Origin of the sequence: Streptomyces sp. NPDC058373 (assembly GCF_042723275.1) — a bacterium.
Taxonomy (GTDB): domain Bacteria; phylum Actinomycetota; class Actinomycetes; order Streptomycetales; family Streptomycetaceae; genus Streptomyces.
Genome location: NZ_JBHXJE010000024.1, coordinates 17,710 through 39,545, shown reverse-complemented (window position 1 = coordinate 39,545; position 21,836 = coordinate 17,710). Strand labels below are relative to the sequence as shown.

Below are 21,836 nucleotides of genomic sequence, written 5' to 3'. Positions count from 1 at the left end.
GGCCCGGACGGACCGTGCCGGAAGGGCGGCGGGTCCGGGCGCTCCTACGGTCGCAGCACGGCTCGACCCAGGGAGCGCCTCAGGTGACCGGCACGACGACACCCTCCGAGCCCGACGCCGCGCCGCTACGCGCCGGCCGGTTCCTCCGGCGCGGCACCACCGCGCCCGACCCGCACAGCGAGGAGCCGACGGGCGGACGGCAGGGCGACGCCTTCCACCGGAACCGGTGGAGCCACGACAAGGCCGTCAACTCCACCCACGGCGTCAGCGGCGCCGCCTTCGCCTGGTCCACGTACTCGCCGATCCGGGTGCGCTGCACGTACGCCGAGCGGCTGGAGGAGTCGGCGGTGCCCGCCTCGTGCAGCCTCGACCACGCCGACGGGCCCGGCATGGGCGGCTTCCGCTCAGCTCAGCTTGGCGCTGTGGGTGATGGTGGTGCCCGCGAGGGCCTGGCTGACCGGGCAGTTGGCCTTGGCGTCGGCGGCGGCCGCTTCGAAGTCCTCGGCGGAGATGCCGGGGACCTCGCCCTCGACCTTCAGGTGGATGCCGGTGATGCCGGTGCCGGGCTGGAGGGTGACGTCGGCGGAGGTGGTGAGGCGGGTCGGCGGGGTGCCGGCCTTGGCCAGGCCGTTGGAGAGGGCCATCGAGAAGCAGCTGGAGTGGGCGGCGGCGATCAGCTCCTCGGGGCTGGTCCTCCCGTTGGGCTCCTCGGCGCGGGAGGGCCAGGAGACCTGCTGGGCGCCGATGCCGGAGGAGTCGAACGAGACGGTACCGCTGCCCTTGAGCAGGTCGCCTTCCCAGACGGTGTGGGCCGAACGCGTGGTGGCCATCGGTGAGTTCCCTTCGTCGCGGCGGACCGGCGGGGTGCCGGGCGCCGGGCCCATCCGATCACAACGGGGGCCGGGAAGGGGCGCGTACGCCCACGCGTCGCCCTCCTCGGCGCCGGCCGGCCGGGCGCCGGGTCAGGCGGCGGTGCCCGGCGGCGGCGGGGCGGCCCGGGTGGCGCCGGTGTCGTGGGGGACGCCCCTCCCGGGCGTATCGCCGGTCCCCTCGCCCCGGTGCCGCCCGTGCGGGGCTGCCGCGTCGAGCCAGCCGCGCAGGACGGCGTGGACCTGTTCGGCACCGGTCAGTTCGGAGCCGTCCGCCGGGGCGGGGTCGGGGAGCGAGAGCGGGGAGAGCAGGAAGGGGCGGCTCTGGTCGCCACCGAGGCCGCCGTGCGAGCCGATCTGCTCCTCGAAGGCGTGGATCTCCCCCGTCTCAGGGAAGTACGCCGAGTTGATCATGATGTCGGCGGTGTGCGGGAAACCGTCGGTGCGCCGGACCGTCTCGGCGGCGCCGGGTCCGAACGGCTCCAGCGGGCCGCCGGGCCGGTCTGCCTCGTCCAGCGGGACCTCCTGTCCGGCGCCGAGGACGACCGCGCCGTGCTCCTCACTGCGGACCAGCAGGAAGCCGATGCCGGGGTGGGCGGCGAGGGTGGTGAGCAGCGCCGGGTGGCGGCGGTCGATCTCCTCGCGGGTCATCCGGTGCGGCACGTCCGGGAAGGAGACCAGGCCGAGGTTGCCGGAGGCGAGCACCACAGGCTCCGAGCGGCGCGGCCGCACCTCGTCCTCGCGGCCCTCCTCGACGGGCCGGTGCAGCGCGGCCCGGACGGCGGCGCGGGCCTCGGCGCCGCTGGGTGTACGGCGGGCGCGGCGCGGCACGGGCAGGCCGCACCCGGCGCGGACGAGGTCACCGAGGGTCAGGCCGTACCGGGAGCGGAAGGTCTCGCCGGGGCTCTGGCCGTGGTCGGAGAGGAGGACGACGCGGTAGGGGCGCGGGGCGTGCTCGGCGACCTTCTCGATCAGGGCCAGCGAGCGGTCGAGGCGGGCGAGGACCTGGTCGGCGTCGCGGCCGGCGGGTCCCGAGTGGTGGGCCACCTCGTCGTAGGCGACGAGGTCGGCGTAGACGGCGGTGCGACCCGCCAGCATGTCGCCCACGACGGCGGCGACGACCACGTCCCGCTCGACGACGGTGGCGAAGGCGCGGACGAACGGGTACAGCCCGCCGCGGCCGACGCGCGGGGTGTCGCCTCGCAGCCGGGCGCGGGTCGACTGGCCCATCTCGCGGACCACCTCGGCGACGAAGGACATCGCGGTGCGGACGGCATTGGCCGGGTCGGAGAAGTAGGCGAAGTACCCGGCGCGGGAGCGCTGGCCGCGCTCGCGGCGGGCGGAGACCGACAGGACCAGGGCGACCTGGCCGGCGCCGCCGCTGAAGAGGTTGCCGCGGCTGGCGCCGTCGTCGGTGAGGAGCCCGCCGTCCCCGGTGCGGCGCACCGCGCGGCGCTGGAGCTCGGCGGCGGAGGCGGGCCGGTTGCTGACCATCACCTGCCGCCGGTCCTTCTCGTACCAGCGGAAGGCCGGGATGTCGTACGTGGTGCCGTGCAGGATGCCGAGCTGGCTGGCGCCGGTCTGGCTGGACCAGTCGGTGCGCCAGGGGATGAGGCGGTGGGTGGCCGGGGCGGGGCCGTGGCCGAGCCAGCGGGCGGCGGTGGGGAGCAGGCCGCGGGCGACGGCGGAGGCGAGGACGTCGTGGCCGACGCCGTCGAGCTGGAGGAAGACGGTGCCCGGGGTGGCGGGCACCGGCCGGGCGCGGCGGCGGCGCCGGTCGGAGAGGCGGTAGAGGCGGCGCCGGTAGGCGTTGTCGTCGCGGACGGCGAGGGCGGTGCCGGTGGCGGAGGCGACCGCCGACATGACGGCGGCGACCAGGACGGCGGTCTCGGGGGCCGCGGCGCCGCGGCCGTCGGGGATGAGCCGGAGGGCGAGGGTGAGCAGCGAGCCGTTGATGGCGAAGGCGAGCAGGCCCAGGACGAGGGCGGGCACCAGCAGCAGGGCGCGGACGACGAGCGGCCAGACCAGCGCGGAGAGGACGCCGAAGACGCCGGCTCCGGCGGCGGCGGTGATGCCGATCCGGGTGGCGCTGTCGCCGTCGGCGGACTGGAGGCGGAAGTCGGGCAGGATCCCGGCGAGCACCAGCATGGTGACGGTGGAGACGGCCCAGACCGCTCCCATCCGCCACAGCGCCCCCGCGAACCTCCGCCACGGCCTCTCTGCCACGCCTGCCCTCACCTCGTCCACCGCCGGGTCCCGCCCTCCGGGCCCGGTCCAGCGTTTCACACCGTCTTCGGCCGGTCCGTTCCGGTATGGGACCGGCCGGGATCAGCAGCCGTCGTATCCGGCGGTGGGCATGGAGAGACGGCGGTGGACACGGGCCTTGGAGCGGGGCCCGTACTGGGGTTCGGCGAGGTCGGCGGTGACGACGCGGGTGCCGCGGCGGGCGCAGAGCGCGATGAACTCCTCGGCACCGGTGACGGCCTGGCCCAGGACGCGCAGGCTGGGGGCGAGGAAGAGGTCGACGCGGCCCGCGTCGAAGTCGGCCCAGAGCTCGGGGTGGTCGGGGGCGAGCCGGTGCAGCAGCAGTTCGCGGGTGATGACGTGGTCGTGGGCGGCGGCCCAGCGGGCGCACATGTCCTGCTGGCTGCGGGTGTCCACGAGAAAGGGGTCCTGGTCCAGGTGTTCCAGCGGGGTGAGGCTGGCGATGGCCGCCGCCCGCGGGTGCGGCGCCTGCTCCACGGCGTCCTCCATCGCGTCCTCCCTGGCATCCGCCGCCGGGCTGCGGCCCCGGCCGGTTGGCGTCCGCCGACCCTATCCCGCCCCTCAGGGGGTGTCTGGCAAATCCCGCACGGCGCCCGAGGCGCCCGGCACGCGCCCCCAAGCTCTCGGCTTGCGCTCGAGCAGGGAGGTGCCCCCTTCGCCGCACCGGGCAGAAGCCCGAGTACGTCCGGTACGAGGACTTCCGCCCGGCACGCCGAGAGCACGCACCGGACACCACGGACACCGCACAGGATTTGTCAGACACCCCCGTAGTCTCGTAGGGAGCGGTCTTCCGGCCGCCCCCCGTCCGGGTGACGTGGGGGCGGCGGGACGCGGACGGGGTACGGAACCGCCTCCGCGGGACGGGCGCTCCGTCCCGGGGGCGGCGCGCGCGGGGCGCCGCAGGGAGGAGTACGCGGACGGTGGAGATCACCTGGTGGGGTCATGCCACCTGCACGGTCGAGGACTCGGGGGTGCGGCTGCTGACCGATCCGGTCTTCGCGCGGCGCCTGGCCCATCTGCGGCGGCGCCGGGGCGCGCCCCCGTCGGCCCGGGCGGCGGTCGCCGACGCGGTCCTCGTCTCGCACCTGCACGCGGACCACCTCCATCTGCCGTCGCTGGCCCGGCTGGCGGCGGGGACCAGGCTGCTGGTGCCGAAGGGCGCGGTCCGCGCCGTGCCGGGGCTGCGGCGGCTGGCCCGGCTGGACGTGGTGGAGGTCGGGCCCGGGGACACCGAGAAGGTCGGGCCGGTGACGGTGCGGGCGGTCCCCGCGCTGCACGACGGGCGGCGGATGCCGGTGGGACCGCGCCGCTCCCCCGCGCTGGGCTTCGTGGTGAGCGGGCAGGCGCGTACGTACTTCGCCGGGGACACCGGGCTGTTCGACTCGATGGCCGAGGAGACGGGGCCGCTGGACGTGGCACTGCTGCCGGTCGGCGGCTGGGGGCCCGGGCTCGGCCACCACCATCTCGACGCGGGCCGGGCCGCCGAGGCGCTGCGGCGGCTCTCCCCGGCGGCGGCGGTGCCGGTGCACTACGGGACGTACTGGCCGATCGGGATGGACGCGGTGCGGCCGCACGAGTTCCACTCCCCCGGCGACGAGTTCGTGCGCAAGGCGGCGGTGAGCGCGCCCGGGGTGCGGGTGCATCTGCTGGACCACGGGGAGAGCGTGCGGCCCGAGGTCGCCCGGTGACCCCGTCCGGCCTGCCCGCGCTGGTGGTGCTCGGCGCCGCCGAGGTGCCCGACGCCGCCACCCAGCAGGCGCTGGGCTATCCCTCGCTCTTCCTGCTGATCTTCCTGGGCGCGCTGGTGCCGGTGGTGCCGACCGGCGCCCTGGTCAGCGGCGCCGCCGTGGTCGCCTTCCACCAGGCGGCGCCGCTGACCCTGCTCCTGCTCTTCGCCGTCTCGGCGCTGGCCGCCTTCCTCGGGGACCTGGTGCTGTACTGGCTGGGGCAGCGGGGGATGCGCTCGCGGGGCGGTTCGCGGTGGCTGGAGACGCTGCGGCAGCGGGCGGCGCCGGACCGGCTGGAGCAGGCCCGCGCCAAGCTGGACGACCACGGCGTTGCGGTGCTGACCCTCTCCCGGCTGATCCCGGCGGGCCGCATTCCGGTGATGATGGCCTGCCTGCTGGCGCGGATGCCGCTGGGCCGGTTCGCCCGCGGTGACGGCCCGGCCTGCCTGGCGTGGACGGCGACGTACCAGCTCATCGGGATCGTCGGCGGGTCGCTCTTCGCGAAGCCGTGGGAGGGCGTGGCGGCGGCGGTGGCGCTGACCCTGCTGATCAGCGCGGCGCCCGGGGTGTGGCGGCGGCTGCGCGGGCGGACGGCGCACTCCTCGCGCTGAGGGCGTACGGGGCCGGGCGGCGGGGGTCACAGGGGCAGGGCCCGGGAGCCGCCGACGGGCAGGTCCCACAAGTCCTCGCGGGGGCGGCCGGTGCGGGCCCAGGCGGCACGGACCCGGGCGAGGGGTTCGAGGACGGGTTCGGCGGAGAGCAGGAAGGTCGCCCAGTGCATGGGGGCCATCCGGCGGGCGCCGAGGTCGGCGCAGGCGGCGACCGCCTCCTCCGGGTCGCAGTGGACGTCGCGCAGCCACCAGCGGGGGGCGTAGGCGCCGATCGGCATGAGGGTGAGGTCGATGCCGGGGTGGCGGCGGCCGATCTCGGTGAACCAGTGGCCGTAGCCGGTGTCCCCCGCGAAGTGCACCTTGCGGCCCTGCTGGTCGGTGAGGACCCAGCCGCCCCACAGGGTGCGGCAGGTGTCGAACAGGCCGCGCCGCGACCAGTGGTGGGCGGGGACGAAGTCGAACCGCACCCCGCCCACCTCCCGCCCCTGCCACCAGTCCAGTTCGTGGACGCGGGTGAAGCGGCGCCGCCGGAACCAGCGGCCGAGCCCGGCGGGGACCAGCACCGGCGTGGTGCGCGGCAGGCGGCGCAGGGTCGGGGCGTCCAGGTGGTCGTAGTGGTTGTGGCTGATGACGACGGCGTCGACCGGCGGGAGCGAGGCCCAGGGGACACCGACGGGGGTGACGCGGGGCGGGGTGCCGAGGATGCGGTGCGACCAGACGGGGTCGGTGAGGACGGTCAGCCCGCCGACCCGCAGGACCCAGCTTGCGTGCCCGGCCCAGGTGACGGCGAGGACGCCGGGTCCGGCCGGGGGCAGGGGCGCGGGTTCGCAGGGCAGCAGCGGTACGTCGCGGCGGGCCTCGGTGCCGGGGCGCAGGGCTCCGGCCTCGCGGGCGAGGCGGGCCAGGGCGCGGACGCCCGGGAGCGGGGCGGTGAGGCGGTCGCGGTAGGAGCGGCGGCGGTGGCGACCGGAGGCGGGCGGGTCCGGCAGGGCGGTGGCGGCGGGTGCCGGGACGAGGGGGCCGGCAGGCGCGGGGGCGGGGTCGCGCTGCTCGGTCATCAGGGGGCCTCCTCTGCTCCGGCGGGGGGTGGTGCGGCGAGGGCGCCGAGGACCTCGGCCACCCGGTCCAGGGCCCGCCGTACGGGGGCCGCCTGGAGCGGGTCGGGGGCGCCCGTGAGGAGCCCGGCGCGGAGCGTCTCGTCGTCGCCGAGGAGTGGGCCGGTGGAGAGCCGCACCCTCAGTCCGGCGAGGTCGTCGCCGAAGCGGTGGCCGCCGGGGGCGGGCATGCCGAGCCGGGCGGTCAGGTCGTTCTCCAGTTCCAGGGCGTCGGTGACCCCGTGGGCGGCGAGGCCGGGGGCGAGCGGCGACAGGTCGGCGTAGAGGTGGCGGCCGGCCTGGGGCGGGCGGACCAGGGCCCCGGCGGTCCGCAGCGTGGTGTGCAGGGCGGTGGCGAGGCGGCCGTGCAGGGCGACGGCGCGGGCGAGGCGGGCGGTGAGTTCGGGCGGTTCGGCCAGCGCGTGCGCGGCGGCCGCGGCGACGGGGGTGGGCAGGGCCGCGTCGAGGGCGGTGAGGATGTCGAGGCAGCGGGCCCGCAACTGGGCGCCGGTGGCGGTGTCGGGAAAGCGGACGACGGCGGCGGGCCAGCCCGGGGGGAGCCAGCCGCCGGAGAGGTCGGAGATCACGGTGACGCCGTCGGGCAGCATCTCGGCGGGGCCGACGACGGTGGTCTCCTCGGGCCGGTAGACGGTGTCCCGCCACGTCTCGTCGCTGACCACGTGCAGCCCCTCGGCGGCGGCCGCCTCCACGGCGCGGCTCATCACCTCGGGCGGCACCACGGTGCCGGTCGGGTCGTCGGCGACGGCGAGCACCAGCAGCCGCGGGTCGCCTCCCTCGGCCCTCACCCGGCGGACCGTCTCCAGCAGGGCGTACGGGTCGGGGACGCCGCCGCAGGCGGCCGGGGAGGTGACCGTGAAGGTGGGGCGGCCCAGCAGCCGGGCCTGCGGCGCCCACCAGGCCGGGCAGGGCCGGGGCAGCAGCACGTCGCCGCCGATCGCGGCGGTCAGCGCGAGGAGCAGGGCGGGTGCGCCGGGCGCGGCGGCGAGCAGGGCGGGATCGGCGGCGAGGCCGCGCCGGGCCCAGTAGCCGCGGGCGGCGTCGAGCAGGGCGGGGCCGCCGCCGGGGGGCTCGGCGTAGGGACTGGCGGCGGCGTCGGAGAGGACGGCGGCCAGTTCGGGTAGGACCGGCAGGCCCGGTTCCGGCACGGGTGGGCCGTACCGGACGGGTCCACGGCCCTCCAGGGCGCTCTCCATCCGCCGTACCTCCGCTCGACGCATTACCCCTCTCGCACTCTGCCGCGCCCGCGCCCCGCCCACCACCGGGCGCCTCCCATCCGGGGAACGGCCCCGCTCCGGCGTGATGGTTCGGGCCGGGCCCGAGGGGTACGTGACGGGCCACGGCCGCGAGGCCGTACCCGCAGAACGGACCCGTACAGAAGGGCACAGCATGCAGCGAGGCAGTGACCGGATGAGCGTCCACCGCGACGAGGGGATGAAGCACGAGCTCCGCGACTACCTGAGGTCGGGCCATCCGACCCGGTCCGAGGAGTGGCACGACGCGGAGCCGGGCGACCCGCTGGGGTCGCACCCGGACATCGCGGAGGTCCGGCACGAGCTGGGACGGCGGCTGGGCCGTACGCCCTTCCCCGCCCGCGCGCCGGAGCTGGCGCGGGTGCTGGGCGCCGGGCACTGCCCGGACGAGGTGGTGGCGCTGCTGGCGCCGCTGCCCGCCGACATGACGTACCGCAATGTGCAGGAGCTGGCGACGGCCGTGGTGGACGCCCGGGCCGCCGCCTGACGGCAGGTCCGTGAGGCCGGGCGGCCCGGCCGGGTCGCCGGACCGCCCCCCGGTCCCCTTTGCGGGGAGGGGGCGGTCCGCGCGACCCTGGAAGGGCACCCGGACGGCGGCGGGCAGGCCACCCCGGGCCGTCGGACGGGGCGGCCGGACGAGCCGGGACGAGGATTCGAAGGGCGGGAGCGCCGATGCGTGTCGCATTCCTGGTGGCGCCCGAGGGCGTGGAAGAGAGCGAACTGACCGGACCGTGGGAGGCCGTGACGGAGGCGGGCGGTGAAGCCGTGCTGGTGTCGACCTGGCCCGGAGAGATCCTCGCCTACCACCACTTGGACAAGGGGGACCGTTTCCCCGTCGACCAGGTCGTGGGCGAGGTCTCGGCGGGCATGTTCGACGCGCTGGTCCTGCCGGGCGGGGTGGCCAACCCCGACCACCTGCGCACCGACGAGGAGGCCGTGGACCTGGTGAAGGACTTCGTGGACCAGGGGCGGCCGATCGCCGCGATCTGCCACGCCCCGTGGACGCTGATCGAGGCGGACGCCGTACGCGGCCGGACGCTCACCTCGTACCCGAGCCTGGCGACGGACATCCGCAACGCCGGAGGGACCTGGGTGGACGAGGCCGTCCGGGTCGACTCGTCCGGGCCCACGACGCTGATCACCAGCCGCACCCCGCACGATCTGCCGGCCTTCACCGAGGCACTGGTGGGGGTCTTCACGACGGCGGCGGCCGCCGGACGCTGAGCCGGCGGGGCCGGCCGGAGCGGCCGGCCCCGCCGCGCGCCGGTCAGGCCTCGCGGCCCAGGCGGGCGAGGAGCCGCGTCTGCGGGTCGGCGCCCGAGGGCGGGGTGAGCGGCGGGCCGAAGACACCGCTGCCCGAGAGGTCGTCGGCGTAGGGCGCGGTCTCCCGGTCGGCGAAGGAGACGAGTTCGGCCGGGAGGTGCTCGGTCGCGCCGATGCCGCGGGCCAGGTCCCAGGCGTGGATGATCAGGTCGGTGGTCATCTGGCCGCAGTAGTGGTCGGCGCCGCTCGGCCCGTAGGAGAGCTGCACGGTGCGGTCGAGCGCGCCGGGTGCGGCGAAGGCCTCGCGGGCGCCGCGGGCGGCCGCCTCCCAGGCGCCGACCGGGTCCTCGCCGAGCAGGTCGCCGTCGAGGGCGTCGCCGACCGACTCCATGGTCTCCCCGGCGAGCAGCGGGGGTGCCCAGAGCTGTTCGGAGACCAGGTGGGCGACGAGGTCGCGAACGTTCCACTCGGTGCACGGGGTGGGGTGGTCCCACTGGTCGTCGAGGATGTCGTGGACCCGCCGGTCGAAGAGGTCCAGCGCGGCCGCGTGCCGCGCGAGGAGTTCGGAGTGGCTGGGGGTACTCGTCTCGGGGTCTGCGCCCGACGCGCCGGAGGAGGACATGGGATCCATCCTCACACCGTGGGGGCGCGTCCGCCGAGGGCGGGCGCCCGATCCGGTGATGTACGCGCCCGGTGGCGCGCGCCGGTGGGGGTGACCGGGGAGCGCGGGGGTACGCGTGCGGCATGCGTCCTGACCCTGTGAACCCCCTGCCCGCGCGACGGCGCCCGCAGGTGCCCGCCGTGTTCGCGCCGAAGCGCCCGGTCTCCCTGGCCGCCCGGCTGGTCGCTCTGGACCGCACCGTCTTCGAGGCGGTCGCGGCGCGCCGCTGGCCCGGTGCCGATCAGATGCTGCCCAAGCTCAGCCGGAGCGCCAACCACGGTCTGCTCTGGGGCGCGGTGGCCGCGGGCCTGGCCGCGACCGGCTCGCCGCGCGCCCGCCGGGCGGCGGTGCGCGGGCTGGCCTCGCTCGGGCTGGCCTCGGCGACCATCAACACGCTGGGCAAGCGGACGGTACGGCGGCAGCGGCCGGGCCTGGAGGCGGTACCGCTGATACGGCAGCTCAAGCGGCAGCCCATCACCTCCTCCTTCCCGTCGGGCCACTCGGCGTCGGCGGCGGCCTTCGCGACCGGGGTGGCGATGGAGTCCCGGGCCCTCGGCGCGGCGGTGGCCCCGCTGGCCGCGGCGGTCGCCGTCTCCCGCGTCCACACCGGCGTGCACTACCCCGGCGACGTGCTGGCCGGGGCGGCGCTGGGAGCGGGCGCGGCCTTCGCGGTGCGCGGCCTGGTGCCGACCCGGGACCAGTTGCCCTCCCCCGGCCGCCCGCTGGTGGACGTACCGGCACTCCCCCGGGGCCACGGCCTGGTCATGGTGGTGAACCAGGGCGCGGGCACCCCCGACAAGGCGCGGGCCCTGCGGGAGCTGCTGCCCGAGGCCGAGATCGTGGAGTGCCAGGGTCCGGGGCTGGTGGCGGAGCTGGAGAAGGCGGCGGGGCACGCGCTGGCGCTCGGCATCTGCGGGGGCGACGGTTCGGTCAACGCGGCGGCCGGGGTGGCGCTGCGGTACGGACTGCCGCTGGCGGTGCTGCCCGGCGGCACCCTCAACCACTTCGCCCACGACCTGGGGATGGAGGGCCCGAAGGAGCTGGGGCGGGCGGTGGAGGCGGGCGACGCGGTCGCGGTGGACGTGGGCCGTTTCCGTTCCGGGGAGCGGACCGGCTACTTCCTCAACACCTTCAGCCTGGGGGTCTACCCGGAGCTGGTCCGGGAGCGGGAGCGCTGGTCGGGCCGGGTCGGCGGGCGGCTGGCGGACGTGGTGGCGGCGGCGCGGGTGCGGCGCAGGGACCATCCGCTGGAGGCGGTGGTGGAGGGAGAGCGGCGCCCGCTGTGGCTGCTGTTCGCGGGCAACTGCACCTACCGGCGGATGGGGCTGACCGGCGGACGCAGGGCCGACCTGGCCGACGGCCTGCTGGACGTCCGCGCGGTGCACGGCGGGCGCGGGCCCGGGGTGCGGCTGGTGGCGGCGGCGCTGGCGGGTCCGCTGACGCGTTCGCCGTTCCACGCGGCGGTACGGGTGCAGCGGCTGCGGATCGGCGGGATCAGCGCGGGCACGCCGCTGGCCTTCGACGGCGAGGTGACCGACGCGGGCCCGAGTCTGGAGCTGGACAAGCTCCACGAGGGACTGCGGGTCTACCGGCCGCTGGCGCTCTGACGCCACGTCATTCCCGGCGGCGTGGGCGGCCCTCCCCGTCGACCGCATGGCGAGACGGGGGTCTCACGATGCGGCCACGCGCGTGTACGGTCACGGCACCGGGGGCCGCCGCCACGTCCACGCCGCGGGCCCCCGGACCACCGTCCGCACGCCCGCCGCGAGGAGACCGCCCGTGCCCACCGATCCCGCCGTCGTCTACACCCACGGCCACCACGAGTCCGTCCTGCGCTCCCACACCTGGCGCACCGCCGCCAACTCGGCCGGCTACCTGCTGGGGGCCTTGGAGCCGCACCACCGCGTCCTGGACGTGGGGTGCGGCCCGGGGACGATCACCGCCGACCTCGCCGCCCTGGTACCGGACGGCCACGTCACGGGGATCGACAACGCCGACGAGATCCTGGACGCGGCGCGCTCCACCGCCACCGGCCGGTCGCTGACCAACACCGCCTTCCGCACGGGTGACGCCCAGGCGCTGCCCTTCGCCGACGACTCCTTCGACGTGGTCCACGCCCACCAGGTGCTCCAGCACCTCGGTGACCCGGTGGGGGCCCTGCGCGAGATGCGCCGGGTGTGCGTGCCGGGCGGCCTGGTCGCCGTACGGGACTCCGACTACGCGGCGATGACCTGGTACCCGAGCGGCCCGGGGCTCGACGCGTGGCTGGAGCTGTACCGGTCGGTGGCGCGGGCGGGCGGCGGCGAGCCGGACGCGGGGCGGCGGCTGAAGGCGTGGGCGCGGGAGGCCGGGTTCGCCGACGTCACGGCGACCGCCTCGGCCTGGTGTTTCGCCGACGAGGCGGAGCGGGCCTGGTGGGGCGGCCTGTGGGCGGACCGGACCACGGCCTCCGGGTACGCCGGGCGGGCGGTCGCGCTCGGATACGCGGACCAGGAGCACCTGGAGCGGATCGCGGCGGCCTGGCGCGACTGGGCGGCGGCCCCCGACGGCTGGTTCGCGGTGCTCCACGGGGAGCTGCTCTGCCGCGCCTGAGCGAGGCGCCCGACCTGACGGGGCGTCACCCTCACGGGAGCTGGCCACCCCTCTCCCGTGGCGGGGGCCCCGAGAACTCTTCCCCACCATTACAGACAAATAGGGCACTGCGCTTTATATGCATCAAATAGCTTCGCCCTGGGAGTCGTTGGATCGCCCCCGTGAGCAGCGTCATAGCCGTCACGGTCCGTGGCAGCGGCCGTGGAGCGGGGCGCAGCGCCCGCCGCGTCCGGAAAGATCACGTATCTACGGAGGGTGACCGCCCCCGGAACAAAGGATCAAGAAAGCGACTTCCGGGGCGCCGGCGCTGCTTGTTCGCGGGAGTCGGGCTCGTCTACGGTCACCGTCATTCCGGATGGATCGCCGAATCCTGCCGCCGTCCGGTATCCCACATCGACCCGTCCACGGCAGGAGCGGGGGACCCAGGTAAGCCGCCGAGTCCAGGACAGCGCGCCGCGCACGTCCCGGCCCCGGCTAGGGGTGAAGCCGCGCCGATGGCGCGGCCGGGCATCTCCAGCCCGAACCCGACAGCTCACCTCGCAGGCGCCGGAGAGGAACCTTCATGCCCGCCAAGGGGAAGCACCGCCGTACCAGGACCATGCGCATAGCCCGGACGCTGGCCGTCGCCGGCTCCGGCAGCGCCGCTCTGGCCCTGCCGCTGATGGGCGCCGCCAACGCGCACGCCGCCGACCAGTCGGCGCCGGAGTCCGTCTCCGTCAAGCAGGCCGTCGCCGCCGCTCAGCAGCAGGCGCCGAAGAACGCCGCCGCCGAGGACGAGGCGAAGACCTACGAGGTCGCCGTCGGCGACTACCTGGCCAAGATCGCCGACGAGCAGGACGTCGACGGTGGCTGGGAGCAGCTCTACCAGGACAACCGCCAGGTGGTCGGCTCCGACCCGAACCTGATCCTTCCGGGCATGAAGCTCTCCGTCGACGGCACCGCCGCCGAGGCCCCGAAGTCCGCTCCGGCCCAGCCGAAGAGCGCCGCGCCGAAGCAGGCCGCCCCCAAGGCCGACACCGAGGCCTCCGCCCCGGAGAAGACCGAGACCGCGCCGAAGCCGGCCGCCCCGGCCAAGCCGCAGGCCGAGCAGGCCGAGGAGCCCGCCGCCTCCACCGGCTCCGGCTGGAACAAGCCGGTCGACGCCTCCACCTCCACGGCGTACCGCGCCTCCGGCGGTAGCTGGTCCTCCGGTTACCACACCGGTGTCGACTTCTCCGCCTCCTCGGGCACCTCCGTCAAGGCCATCGGTGAGGGCACCGTCGTCTCCGCCGGGTGGAGCGGCTCGTACGGCAACGAGGTCGTCATCCAGCACGCCGACGGCAAGTACTCCCAGTACGCCCACATGTCGTCGCTCTCGGTCTCGTCCGGCCAGACCGTCTCGGCCGGGCAGCAGATCGGCCTCTCCGGCTCGACCGGCAACTCCACCGGCCCGCACCTCCACTTCGAGGTCCGTACCGGCCCGAGCTACGGCTCGGACATCGACCCGCTGGCCTACCTGCGCGGTCACGGCGTCTCCGTCTGACGCCTCCCCCGGCACCGCCGGGTCCTCACCACCGGCCGGGGTGGTGGATCTGGTGAGGGAGTTGCCGCCCGCACCGGGCAGTCGCCGGCACACCGCTGCCGGACGCGCCGGGTGTGGCCAAGAGTTACGTGCGGGGCAGCAGGGCGGATCTGGCCCGGCTGGTGGAGCCGGCCGACGCGGGCGAGCTGCGCGGGTGGGTCGCCGAGCACCATCCGGTCGCGCGGCGCACGAGCGGTTCGAGGCGGGCGGACTGCGCGTGAAGGCCGTCCTGCTGTTCTGAGGCGAGGCGGCCGGCCGGGACGCCCGGAGGCGCTTCTCCGGCGAAGCGGGCCTTTTCCCTGAAGGGAGTTGAGGCTCCGGGGAGGGCCTGACGGTGCCGGTGGGGCATGCCATCATGAGGGCGTCGCGAGGGGCCTGGATCTTCCTCCGCCCGGCGCCGCGCGGCGAGGCCAACCGCGACCGTGCGGGCCGGAGCGTCAGGAATGGGTGAAGCGTGGAAATCCTGGGGACCACACTGCGGATCTGCGTCGAGGATCTGGAGTCCGCGGTGCCGTTCTACGAGCGGTTGGCGGGCAGCCGGGCGATGCGGCACCAGCAGGGCGGCGTCTCCGTCGCCGCTGTCGGCTGCTTCCTGCTGATGAGCGGGCCCAAGGCCGACCTGGACGTGCTGCGGAAGGTCGCCGCGACCATCGCCGTCGCCGACGTGGAGGAGACCGGCCAGGTCCTCGCCGCATCCGGTGCCGCCGTGATCGCGGGGCCGGTGGCGACCCCGGCCGGGCGCACCCTGGTCGCGATGCACCCGGACGGCTCGGTCTTCGAATACGCCGACCGGCTCGGCTCTTCCGGCTGACCACCCGTCAGTCGCCCCCGGCCCGCTCCGGGCCCTCCGGCCGCATCCGGAAGTCGTGGGCGGTGGGCAGGGGTTCGCCGCTGAGCCGGGCCCATGTCTCGCTCAGCACCTCGTCGCCCTCGCGCAGGTCGGCCACCTCGAACCCGTCGGTGAAGACGGCGAGCGCGGCCTCGCGCTCCCTTCGGCGGGCAGCAGTTGCGCCTCCAGCAGGCGGAAACGGCCCCGGGCGCGGGTCGCGGGGTGGAGCAGCCGGTACGCCTCGCGCGCCGCCGCCGGCCGCTCCGCCGCGAGCAGCGCCGGGACGGCCTCCCGGACCAGTGCGGTGATCAGCGGGGAGGGCTCGTCGGCCGGGTCCTCCCCGCCGGGCGTGCCGCGCCGCGCGAGGGCGTCGGCGAGCGCCTCGGCGCAGCGCTCGGCGGCGCGTACGAGGTGGCGCGCCGGGCCGGATCGTGGCCGCCAAGGCGTACTCCCCTCACCGGGGCGGCCCTTCGCGCCCCTGGCCGCCATGGAACCCCCTGACCGGGTGCGGAGGCCAGGGGGCGTCGGCGGCCGGGGTCAGTCGGCCTGGTCGCGCATCTCCTGGGTGAGGGCCCAGCGTTCGTGGTCGCGCCAGGCGCCGTCGATGAAGAGGAAGTCGGGCGAGAAGCCCTCGCGGCGGAATCCGGCGCGGCGGGCGAGGCTGATGGAGGGGGTGTTGCCGGGCTGGACGTTGATCTCCAGCCGGTGCAGTCCGAGGGTGTCCATGGTGTGGGCGACGACCAGCCCGAGGGCTTCGGTCATCAGGCCGCGCCCCTCGCAGCCGGTGAAGGCGCCGTAGCCGAGGGCGCCGCAGCGGAAGGCGCCGCCGACGATGTTGTTGACGGCGACGTATCCGGCGAGGGTGCCGGTGGCCCGTTCGTGGACGAGGTAGCCGGCCCGGTCCTCGTCGCCGACGAGGCGGCCCGCCCAGACGGCGTAGGAGCGGGCGTCGACCGGCGGGAAGAGCCAGGGCCGGTGCAGGTCGCGGCTGGCCCGGGCGCGCGCGGTGAACTCCGGCTCGTCGGCGAGGGTGAGGGGCCGCAAGGTGGTGCGCGGGCCCTCGGCGACGGGGGCGGGCGTCGGGCTGCCGGGGGCGGCGGGGTCCGTGGGGCCGCCCTCGGGGGCGGTCTTCCTGTTCATGCGGGATCCACTCCTGCCGTACGTCTCTCATGCCTCCCGTCAGCATCGCGGAGCCGGGCCGCTCCCGCACCACGGGGCGTCGGCGGAGCCCTGTCAGGGGGCGAGGCCGAGCCCGGGAACCAGCTCGGCGTGTGGCAGGGCGGCCACCGAGCTGCCGGGCAGGATCAGCTTGCCACGGCGGGCGCCGCTGCCGACCAGGACCCACGGAACGTCGGCCACCGCCGGGTCGATCAGCAGCGGCCAGCCGGCGGGCAGGCCGACGGGGGTGATGCCGCCGTACTCCATGCCGGTCTCGCCGACGGCGAACTCGCGGGGCGCGAAGGAGGCCTTGCGGCTGCCGAGGTGTTTGCGGACGGCGCCGTTGACGTCCACCCGGTGGCGGGAGAGGACGAGGCAGGCGGCGGGGGTGGTGTCGGCGCCGCGCCTGCCGAGGACGATCACGCAGTTGGCGGAGGCCTCCATGAGGTCGGTGCCGTAGTGCGCGACGAAGGCTGCGGTGTCGGCGATGGCCGGGTCGGTGTCGACGTGGATCAGACCGGCGGTGCCGGGCCCCGCCTCCTTGACGGCCTCGGCCACGGGAGCGGGCAGCAGGTCGAGGCGGTCGGCGGCGGGCAGGGCGTTGTCGAAGGAGCCGATGGGTGCGCGCATGCGCGGCACGGTAACAGGGTCCGCTCCCGCGTCCTCGGGCGCCCGGCGGCGTGCGCGGGGGGCCCGAGGCGGGGGCGGGCGGTCAGTCCTGGGCGAGCGGCAGGGTGAGGGTGCCGGAGTCGCCGGGGGCGTGGGTGACGGTCACCGGCTTGACGCCCCGGTTGCCGGAGTACGCGCCGTCGCTGGCGGCGACGGTCAGGCGCAGGCGGTGCCCGGCCTCGTAGCGGTGGACGATGCCGGGGAGGGTGACGGTGAAGGGGCGGGTGGCGTCGGCGACGCGGGCGGGGGCGGTGAGCCGGTGGACCAGGGTCCTGGTGCCGTCGGGCGCCACGTCGTAGAGCTTGGCGAAGAGGACGAGCTGGTCGGCGGCGTCGCCCGAGTCCTGGTTCCGCTCGGCGCGCGGGGAGACCACCTTGAGGCGGAGCTGCGGGGCTCCGACCACGTCGAGGGGTGCGGTGAGCGGGGCGGTGGTCCAGTCGAGGGCCGTTCCCTTGAGGTCGTGGGGCTTGGGGTCGGGCAGGCCGATGAGACCGGCGAGGGAGGACTCGGAGTGGCTTGTGGGAATCAGCCAGTTGCGGTACTCGCGGCTGCCGCGCACCACCTGGTCGGGCTGGTCGACGAGGGCGCCGTCCCCGGAGAGGTGCAGGGCGCGGCCGGGGGCGGGCGGCGCGTCGGCGGTGGCGTACGCCTCGGAGGCGGGGGCCCAGTCGCGGTAGTAGGCGAAGGCCGGTCCGGTGTCGGTCTCCTTGCCGAGGAGGTACCGGTCGAACCAGGCGGCGATCCGGCTGCCGGTGTAGCTGGCCTCCAGATCCGGGTCGGAGAGATCGAGTTCGCCGGAGTCGGGGTCGCGCATGCCGCCGCTGTGTCCCCAGGACTGCCAGATCATCGCGGTGTCGACGCCCTGGGCCTTGAGGGTCTCGTAGGTGGCGGTGGCCTCGTTGAGGTTGAAGAGGGTGTCGGCCTGGCCCTGGATGAGCAGGGTGGGGGCCTTGACCCGGTCGAGGTAGGAGACCGGCGAGACGCTGCGGGCGTAGGTGAGGACCTGGTCGGCCTTGTCCTTCGGCAGCTTCCCGGAGTCCAGGACGCGCTTGGTGTCGCAGGCAGGGGCGACGAAGTGCAGGCAGCCCCCGCCGCCGATGCGGGACGGGTCGAGGCTGGGGTTGAGCAGGCCCTGCGCCTCGCCGATGAGGAAGAAGCCGCCGGTCCACTGCTTCTTGTGGACGCCGGGGGTGTCGGAGGAGACGCCCTGGTGCTGGTCGGCGTTGTTGGGATTGAGGGAGTACGCCAGGTCGTTCCAGGTGATCATCGGGACGAGGGCGTCGACCCGGTCGTCCTCGGCCGCCGTGGCGAGCTGGATGGAACCGCCGTACGAGCCGCCGATCATGCCGACGCGGGGGTCGCCCTCCCCGTCGAGGGTGACGAGGTCGATGCGGGTGCCGTCGTCGGCGGCCCTCGTCCCCGCCAGGAAGTCGACGAGCGCGGAGGCGGCGCGTCCGTCGACGGCCGGGTCGTTGAGGGAGATCGGGCAGCCGCTGCGGCCGAAGCCGAGTCCCGAGTAGGCCAGCGAGACGAGACCCCGGGTGGCGAAGGTGCGGGCGGTGGCGGCGGTGGAGCCGTCGGCCTTGTCGCCGCCGAAGCCGTTGGTGGTGAGGACGGCGGGGGCCCGGTGGTCGGCGTCGACGCCCGCCGGGGTGTAGAGGTCGGCGTCGACCGCGCACCGCTTGCCACCGACGTCGACGGTGAACTTCAGTGCCGTGACGGTGGGTTCGGCCGCCGCGTCGGCGTGCGCCCCGCCGGCCGGGGCGAGCGCCGCGGCGAGGGCGAGACCGAGGGCGGCCGCGAGAGGCGGGCGGGTACGGGGAAGGGCACGGGTCACGGGGGCCTCCACACTGAGACGGTCTTACCCGCGGGTAAGCACGGGCAGCGCTCATCGTGTGTCCCCGGTCACGCCGGGGTCAACGGACGCGACCGGGGTTTGTCGTGGGAGGTTCGGTGAAGAGCCGCCCGCTCCGCCACGGGCGTTCGCGGGAACCGGCGTGACACACCGTCAGCGCGCCCGCCACTCCCCATCCTCACCCGTGCCCCCCAACGCCTCCTGTAGTCACTCCCGTTCGGCCCGGATCGTGGCGCGGGCCACGGCGAGTCCCGCGAGGAGCCGGGACTCGCCGTGCTGCGCGAGGAGTTTTCCCCGGTGCGCGGCGCCGAGAAGATCACGGGCCCGCTGTCGGGGCCGGGGCCTACGCGGCGGGCGCGGCGGCGTTCAGCTCAGCGCCGGAACCTCCAGGGTCAGCGTGCCCGCCTCGGTGTCCAGCTCGGCCGGGAGGCCGAACGGCATGGTCAGCGCCCCGTCGCCGTGCCCGAAGCCGAACTCCTCGGCGACCGGGACGCCGAGCGGCCCGAGCCGGTCGTGCAGCACGGCGCGCACCTCCTCGTACGGGCCGCATTCCTCCCAGGAGCCGAGGGCGACGCCCGCCACCCCGTCGAGCCAGCCGGCGCGCAGCAGTTGGGTGAGGATGCGGTCGAGGCGGTACGCCTCCTCGCCGATGTCCTCGATCAGCAGCAGCCCGCCGGTGGCCGAGGGGCGGGTGTACGGGACGCCGAGTTCGGCGGCGAGGAGGCTGACGCAGCCGCCGAGGGTGACGCCGCGGGCCCGGCCGGGGACCAGGACGCGGCCGGTGGCGGAGGTGAGGACGCGGACCGACTCGGGGTCGAAGAGGGTGGCGCGCAGGTGCTCCTGGGCGGCCTGGTTCTTGAGGAAGCCGACGGTCGCGGTCATGGGGGCGTGCAGCGTCGCCACGCCGAGGCGGACCGCGAACTGCTCGTGCAGGGCGGTGATGTCGCTGTAGCCGACGAAGGGCTTGGGCCGGGCGGCGCGCATCACCTCCCAGTCCAGGAGGCCGGCCATCCGCTGGCAGCCGTAGCCGCCCCGGGCGCAGAACACGGCGTCGACCGACGGGTCGCACCAGGCGGCCTGAAGGTCGGCGGCGCGGTCGGCGTCCTCGCCCGCGAGGTAGGAGAAGGCGCGGTGCCGGTCGAGCACGTGCGGGGCGACCACCGGATCCAGGCCCCAGTCGCGCAGCAGGTCGAGTCCGGACTCCAGCCGCTCCTCGGGCACCGGCCCCGCGGGGGCGACCACGGCGACCCGGGCTCCGGGGGCGAGCCGGGAGGGGCGGACGAGCGGGCGGACGGGCTGGGGCAAGGGGGACTCTCCGAGGGGGTGAGGGTGGGCCGGGCCGCCGCCCCCGGACTGGGGCGGCGGCCGGTGGCCGGGTGGCCCGGCGCTCGTCAGTGCCGGAACTCAAGCTCCGGTACGTCGGTGGCGAACCCGAACGCCTTGGCGTACAGGGCGAGTTCGGCTTCCGTGGCGCGGATGATGGTCTCGGCGCGGCGGAACCCGTGCCCCTCGCCCTCGAAGGCGAGATAGGCGTGCGGGACACCGCGCCCGGCCATCCGCTCCAGGAGGCGTCGGCTCTGCTCGGGCGGGCAGATGGGGTCCTCCAGCCCCTGGAGGAGGACGAAGGGGGCGGTGATCCGGTCCGCGTGCTCGGTGGGCGAGCGCTCGGTGTACCGCTCGGGTACCTCGGCGAGGGGGCCGACCAGCGACTCCAGGTAGTGGGACTCCATGTCGTGGGTCTCGCCGGTGGCCCACCCGGCGAGGTCGAGCACCGGGTAGATCACCACACCGCAGGCGTACACGTCGGTCCCGACGAGGGAGGAGGCGGCCGTCCAGCCGCCCGCGCTGCCGCCGCGCACGGCGAGCCGGGAGGGGTCGGCGGTGCCCTCGGCGGCCAGGGCGGTGGCGACCGCCGCGCAGTCCTGGACGTCCACCACGCCCCACTGCTCGCGCAGGCGGTTGCGGTAGGCGCGGCCGTAGCCGGTGGAGCCGCCGTAGTTGACCTCCACGACGCCGATGCCGCGGGAGGTGAAGTAGGCGACGCCCAGGTCGAGGACGAGGGGGGACTGCCCGGTGGGCCCGCCGTGCGCCCGGACGGCGTACGGCGGCAGTTCGCCCTCGGGGCCGTGGCGCTCGGGGTGGCGCGGCGGGTGGACGGTGGCGTGGATCTCCCGGCCGCCGGGGCCGGTGAAGACGCGCTCCTCGGGGTGCGGGAGGTAGGCCGGGTCGACGGCGTCGGTGTGCCGGGCGGCGACGACCCGGGCCCGGCCGGTGACGGTGTCCAGCTCCACGATCTCGGCGGCGCTGAGCGGTCCGGCGGCGATCCCGGTGACGCGGCTGCCGTGCACGTCGAGGAAGGGAGCCCAGTCGGTCCACGGCCCTGCGGCGTCGCAGATCTCCCCGGCGTCCGGGTCGAGGATGCCCAGCCGGGTGCTGCCCCGGCCGTGCACGACGGCGATCAGGCCGTTCTCCATCGGCGCGAACCAGCGCTGCCCGATCCGCCACAGGGGCCCGGCGAACTCCTCCTCGCGCGGGCAGAGGGGCTTCGCCTCGCCACTCTCCGGGTCGACGCGGTGCACGTTCCACCAGCCGGACCGGTCGGTGGCGGCGATCAGCGAGCCGTCGGGGGCCCATTCGGCCTGGGCGACGGACTCCTCCGGGCCGCCGATCAGGGTCCGGACGCCGCTGAACGGGCCCTTCGCGGTGACCTCGGCGATCTTCAGCTCGGTGCCGTCCCACGGCATGCGCGGGTGGTCCCAGGCGATCCAGACGGCGCGCTGCCCGTCCGGGGAGAGCCGGGGGCCGGTGACGAAGCGGTGCCGGTCGGTGTCGAGTTCGCGGACGGCGTCGCGGTTCTCGGCCGCGCTGCCGTCGAGCGGGACGGCGGCCGGGACGCGCCGCACGTCACCGGGGCCCTCGCCGGTGAACTCCTCCAGCACGCACCAGACCTCGCCCTCGGCCGCGTGGACCGCCGGGTCGACCCAGCGCAGCCCGCCGCCGACCGGGGAGAGCGGCGTGAGCGGGCGCGGCTCGGCGCCGGGCCGGTCCGGCTCGTAGGCGTAGAGCCGCTGGTCCCCGAAGTGGACGAAGACGACGAGGGGGCCGTCGGGTCCCGGGGCCCCGGCCCAGGGCAGTCCGCCGTACTCGATGACGCGGCTGCGGACGTTCCACGGGGCCGGGAGCACGGACTCCTCGATGCCGTCGGGACGGCGGCGCACCAGGGTGCGGCGGCCGCCCTCGGCCGGGCGGGGCGCGGTCCACCACAGGTCGTCGCCGAGGTGGGCGGCGAACTCGGGCCGGCCGTCGTGGGCGGCGGTGAGGCGGGCGTCGATGGGCGAGGGCCAGGCACCGTACGGCTCGGGCGTACTCATGAAGTCTTCCAACTCCTCGTTCGGCTGCGGCCCGCTCCGC

22 protein-coding genes and 1 riboswitch are annotated in these 21,836 nt (G+C 76.0%); of the genes, 8 read left to right on the top strand and 14 right to left on the bottom strand.

Features of this window, described 5'->3' with window-relative positions; translation table 11 throughout:
- Positions 1-79 precede the first annotated feature (79 nt).
- From ACFWMZ_RS16010 to ACFWMZ_RS15995, 4 genes are all read right to left on the bottom strand, one after another.
- Positions 80-391 carry a hypothetical protein gene (locus ACFWMZ_RS16010; RefSeq protein ID WP_383202060.1) on the bottom strand — a complete coding sequence of 104 codons (312 nt, stop codon included), beginning with the start codon at positions 389-391 and terminating at the stop codon, positions 80-82.
- A gap of 13 nt (positions 392-404) precedes the next feature.
- Complete coding sequence (locus tag ACFWMZ_RS16005) at positions 405-830, bottom strand: OsmC family peroxiredoxin (RefSeq protein ID WP_383202057.1); 426 nt, start codon at positions 828-830, stop codon at positions 405-407.
- Between the two features lie 132 nt (positions 831-962).
- On the bottom strand, positions 963-3,050 hold the full coding sequence (locus tag ACFWMZ_RS16000; RefSeq protein WP_383180048.1) for a phage holin family protein: 2,088 nt from the start codon (positions 3,048-3,050) through the stop codon (positions 963-965).
- 147 nt (positions 3,051-3,197) lie between these two features.
- Complete coding sequence (locus ACFWMZ_RS15995; RefSeq protein WP_383179908.1) at positions 3,198-3,623, bottom strand: hypothetical protein; 426 nt, start codon at positions 3,621-3,623, stop codon at positions 3,198-3,200.
- A gap of 431 nt (positions 3,624-4,054) precedes the next feature.
- Between ACFWMZ_RS15995 and ACFWMZ_RS15990 the strand changes: the two genes are divergently transcribed.
- Entirely contained in the window at positions 4,055-4,822 is a 768-nt protein-coding gene (locus ACFWMZ_RS15990; RefSeq protein ID WP_383179906.1) for an MBL fold metallo-hydrolase, read from the top strand.
- Positions 4,819-5,472: a DedA family protein gene (locus ACFWMZ_RS15985; RefSeq protein WP_383179903.1), complete on the top strand. Its 654-nt coding sequence runs from the start codon at positions 4,819-4,821 to the stop codon at positions 5,470-5,472. The genes ACFWMZ_RS15990 and ACFWMZ_RS15985 overlap by 4 nt, the downstream gene beginning before the upstream one ends.
- Positions 5,473-5,498: 26 nt before the next feature.
- Here the strand turns inward: ACFWMZ_RS15985 and ACFWMZ_RS15980 are convergent, their stop codons facing one another.
- On the bottom strand, positions 5,499-6,530 hold the full coding sequence (locus ACFWMZ_RS15980; RefSeq protein ID WP_383202055.1) for an MBL fold metallo-hydrolase: 1,032 nt from the start codon (positions 6,528-6,530) through the stop codon (positions 5,499-5,501).
- Positions 6,530-7,780 carry an aminotransferase class I/II-fold pyridoxal phosphate-dependent enzyme gene (locus tag ACFWMZ_RS15975; protein ID WP_383202051.1) on the bottom strand — a complete coding sequence of 417 codons (1,251 nt, stop codon included), beginning with the start codon at positions 7,778-7,780 and terminating at the stop codon, positions 6,530-6,532. Before ACFWMZ_RS15975 ends, ACFWMZ_RS15980 begins: the two co-directional genes overlap by 1 nt.
- 193 nt (positions 7,781-7,973) lie before the next feature.
- Between ACFWMZ_RS15975 and ACFWMZ_RS15970 the strand changes: the two genes are divergently transcribed.
- Both ACFWMZ_RS15970 and ACFWMZ_RS15965 read left to right on the top strand, forming a co-directional pair.
- Positions 7,974-8,324 carry a DUF2795 domain-containing protein gene (locus tag ACFWMZ_RS15970; protein ID WP_383202048.1) on the top strand — a complete coding sequence of 117 codons (351 nt, stop codon included), beginning with the start codon at positions 7,974-7,976 and terminating at the stop codon, positions 8,322-8,324.
- Positions 8,325-8,509: 185 nt separating this feature from the next.
- Positions 8,510-9,061: a type 1 glutamine amidotransferase domain-containing protein gene (locus ACFWMZ_RS15965; RefSeq protein WP_383202045.1), complete on the top strand. Its 552-nt coding sequence runs from the start codon at positions 8,510-8,512 to the stop codon at positions 9,059-9,061.
- 43 nt (positions 9,062-9,104) lie between these two features.
- Here ACFWMZ_RS15965 and ACFWMZ_RS15960 read toward each other — a convergent pair whose 3' ends face one another.
- Positions 9,105-9,722, bottom strand: coding sequence for a TIGR03086 family metal-binding protein (locus ACFWMZ_RS15960; protein ID WP_383180045.1), 618 nt, complete (start codon positions 9,720-9,722; stop codon positions 9,105-9,107).
- A 122-nt stretch (positions 9,723-9,844) separates the two neighbouring features.
- On the opposite strand from ACFWMZ_RS15960, the gene ACFWMZ_RS15955 reads away from it, so the two are divergent.
- The 4 genes from ACFWMZ_RS15955 to ACFWMZ_RS15940 all read left to right on the top strand — a co-directional run bounded on the left by ACFWMZ_RS15955 (position 9,845) and on the right by ACFWMZ_RS15940 (position 14,725).
- Positions 9,845-11,368, top strand: a complete 1,524-nt coding sequence (locus ACFWMZ_RS15955) for a bifunctional phosphatase PAP2/diacylglycerol kinase family protein (protein ID WP_383202042.1) — start codon at positions 9,845-9,847, stop codon at positions 11,366-11,368.
- A gap of 172 nt (positions 11,369-11,540) precedes the next feature.
- Complete coding sequence (locus ACFWMZ_RS15950; protein ID WP_383202039.1) at positions 11,541-12,353, top strand: methyltransferase domain-containing protein; 813 nt, start codon at positions 11,541-11,543, stop codon at positions 12,351-12,353.
- Between the two features lie 384 nt (positions 12,354-12,737).
- Positions 12,738-12,914, top strand: a riboswitch (cyclic di-AMP (ydaO/yuaA leader).
- 1 nt (position 12,915) lies between these two features.
- Positions 12,916-13,875, top strand: a complete 960-nt coding sequence (locus tag ACFWMZ_RS15945) for a peptidoglycan DD-metalloendopeptidase family protein (protein WP_383179883.1) — start codon at positions 12,916-12,918, stop codon at positions 13,873-13,875.
- 493 nt (positions 13,876-14,368) lie between these two features.
- The gene (locus ACFWMZ_RS15940; protein WP_383183498.1) at positions 14,369-14,725 is read left to right on the top strand and encodes a VOC family protein; all 357 of its coding nucleotides are present in this window, start codon (positions 14,369-14,371) and stop codon (positions 14,723-14,725) included.
- A 7-nt stretch (positions 14,726-14,732) separates the two neighbouring features.
- Here ACFWMZ_RS15940 and ACFWMZ_RS15935 read toward each other — a convergent pair whose 3' ends face one another.
- The 7 genes from ACFWMZ_RS15935 to ACFWMZ_RS15905 form a co-directional block, all read right to left on the bottom strand.
- Entirely contained in the window at positions 14,733-14,861 is a 129-nt protein-coding gene (locus tag ACFWMZ_RS15935) for a hypothetical protein (protein ID WP_383202036.1), read from the bottom strand.
- The gene (locus ACFWMZ_RS15930; RefSeq protein ID WP_383202034.1) at positions 14,828-15,232 is read right to left on the bottom strand and encodes a hypothetical protein; all 405 of its coding nucleotides are present in this window, start codon (positions 15,230-15,232) and stop codon (positions 14,828-14,830) included. The genes ACFWMZ_RS15935 and ACFWMZ_RS15930 overlap by 34 nt, the downstream gene beginning before the upstream one ends.
- A gap of 48 nt (positions 15,233-15,280) precedes the next feature.
- Entirely contained in the window at positions 15,281-15,883 is a 603-nt protein-coding gene (locus ACFWMZ_RS15925) for a GNAT family N-acetyltransferase (protein ID WP_383183502.1), read from the bottom strand.
- Between the two features lie 93 nt (positions 15,884-15,976).
- A complete protein-coding gene (locus ACFWMZ_RS15920) occupies positions 15,977-16,531 on the bottom strand; it encodes a YbaK/EbsC family protein (protein ID WP_383183504.1) in 555 nt (184 codons plus the stop codon).
- An 82-nt stretch (positions 16,532-16,613) separates the two neighbouring features.
- Positions 16,614-18,407 (bottom strand): CocE/NonD family hydrolase, encoded by a 1,794-nt coding sequence (locus ACFWMZ_RS15915; protein ID WP_383202031.1) that lies wholly within the window; start codon positions 18,405-18,407, stop codon positions 16,614-16,616.
- A gap of 384 nt (positions 18,408-18,791) precedes the next feature.
- Complete coding sequence (locus ACFWMZ_RS15910; RefSeq protein ID WP_383183508.1) at positions 18,792-19,730, bottom strand: LD-carboxypeptidase; 939 nt, start codon at positions 19,728-19,730, stop codon at positions 18,792-18,794.
- 86 nt (positions 19,731-19,816) lie between these two features.
- Positions 19,817-21,796, bottom strand: coding sequence for a prolyl oligopeptidase family serine peptidase (locus ACFWMZ_RS15905; protein WP_383183510.1), 1,980 nt, complete (start codon positions 21,794-21,796; stop codon positions 19,817-19,819).
- Positions 21,797-21,836 lie beyond the last annotated feature (40 nt).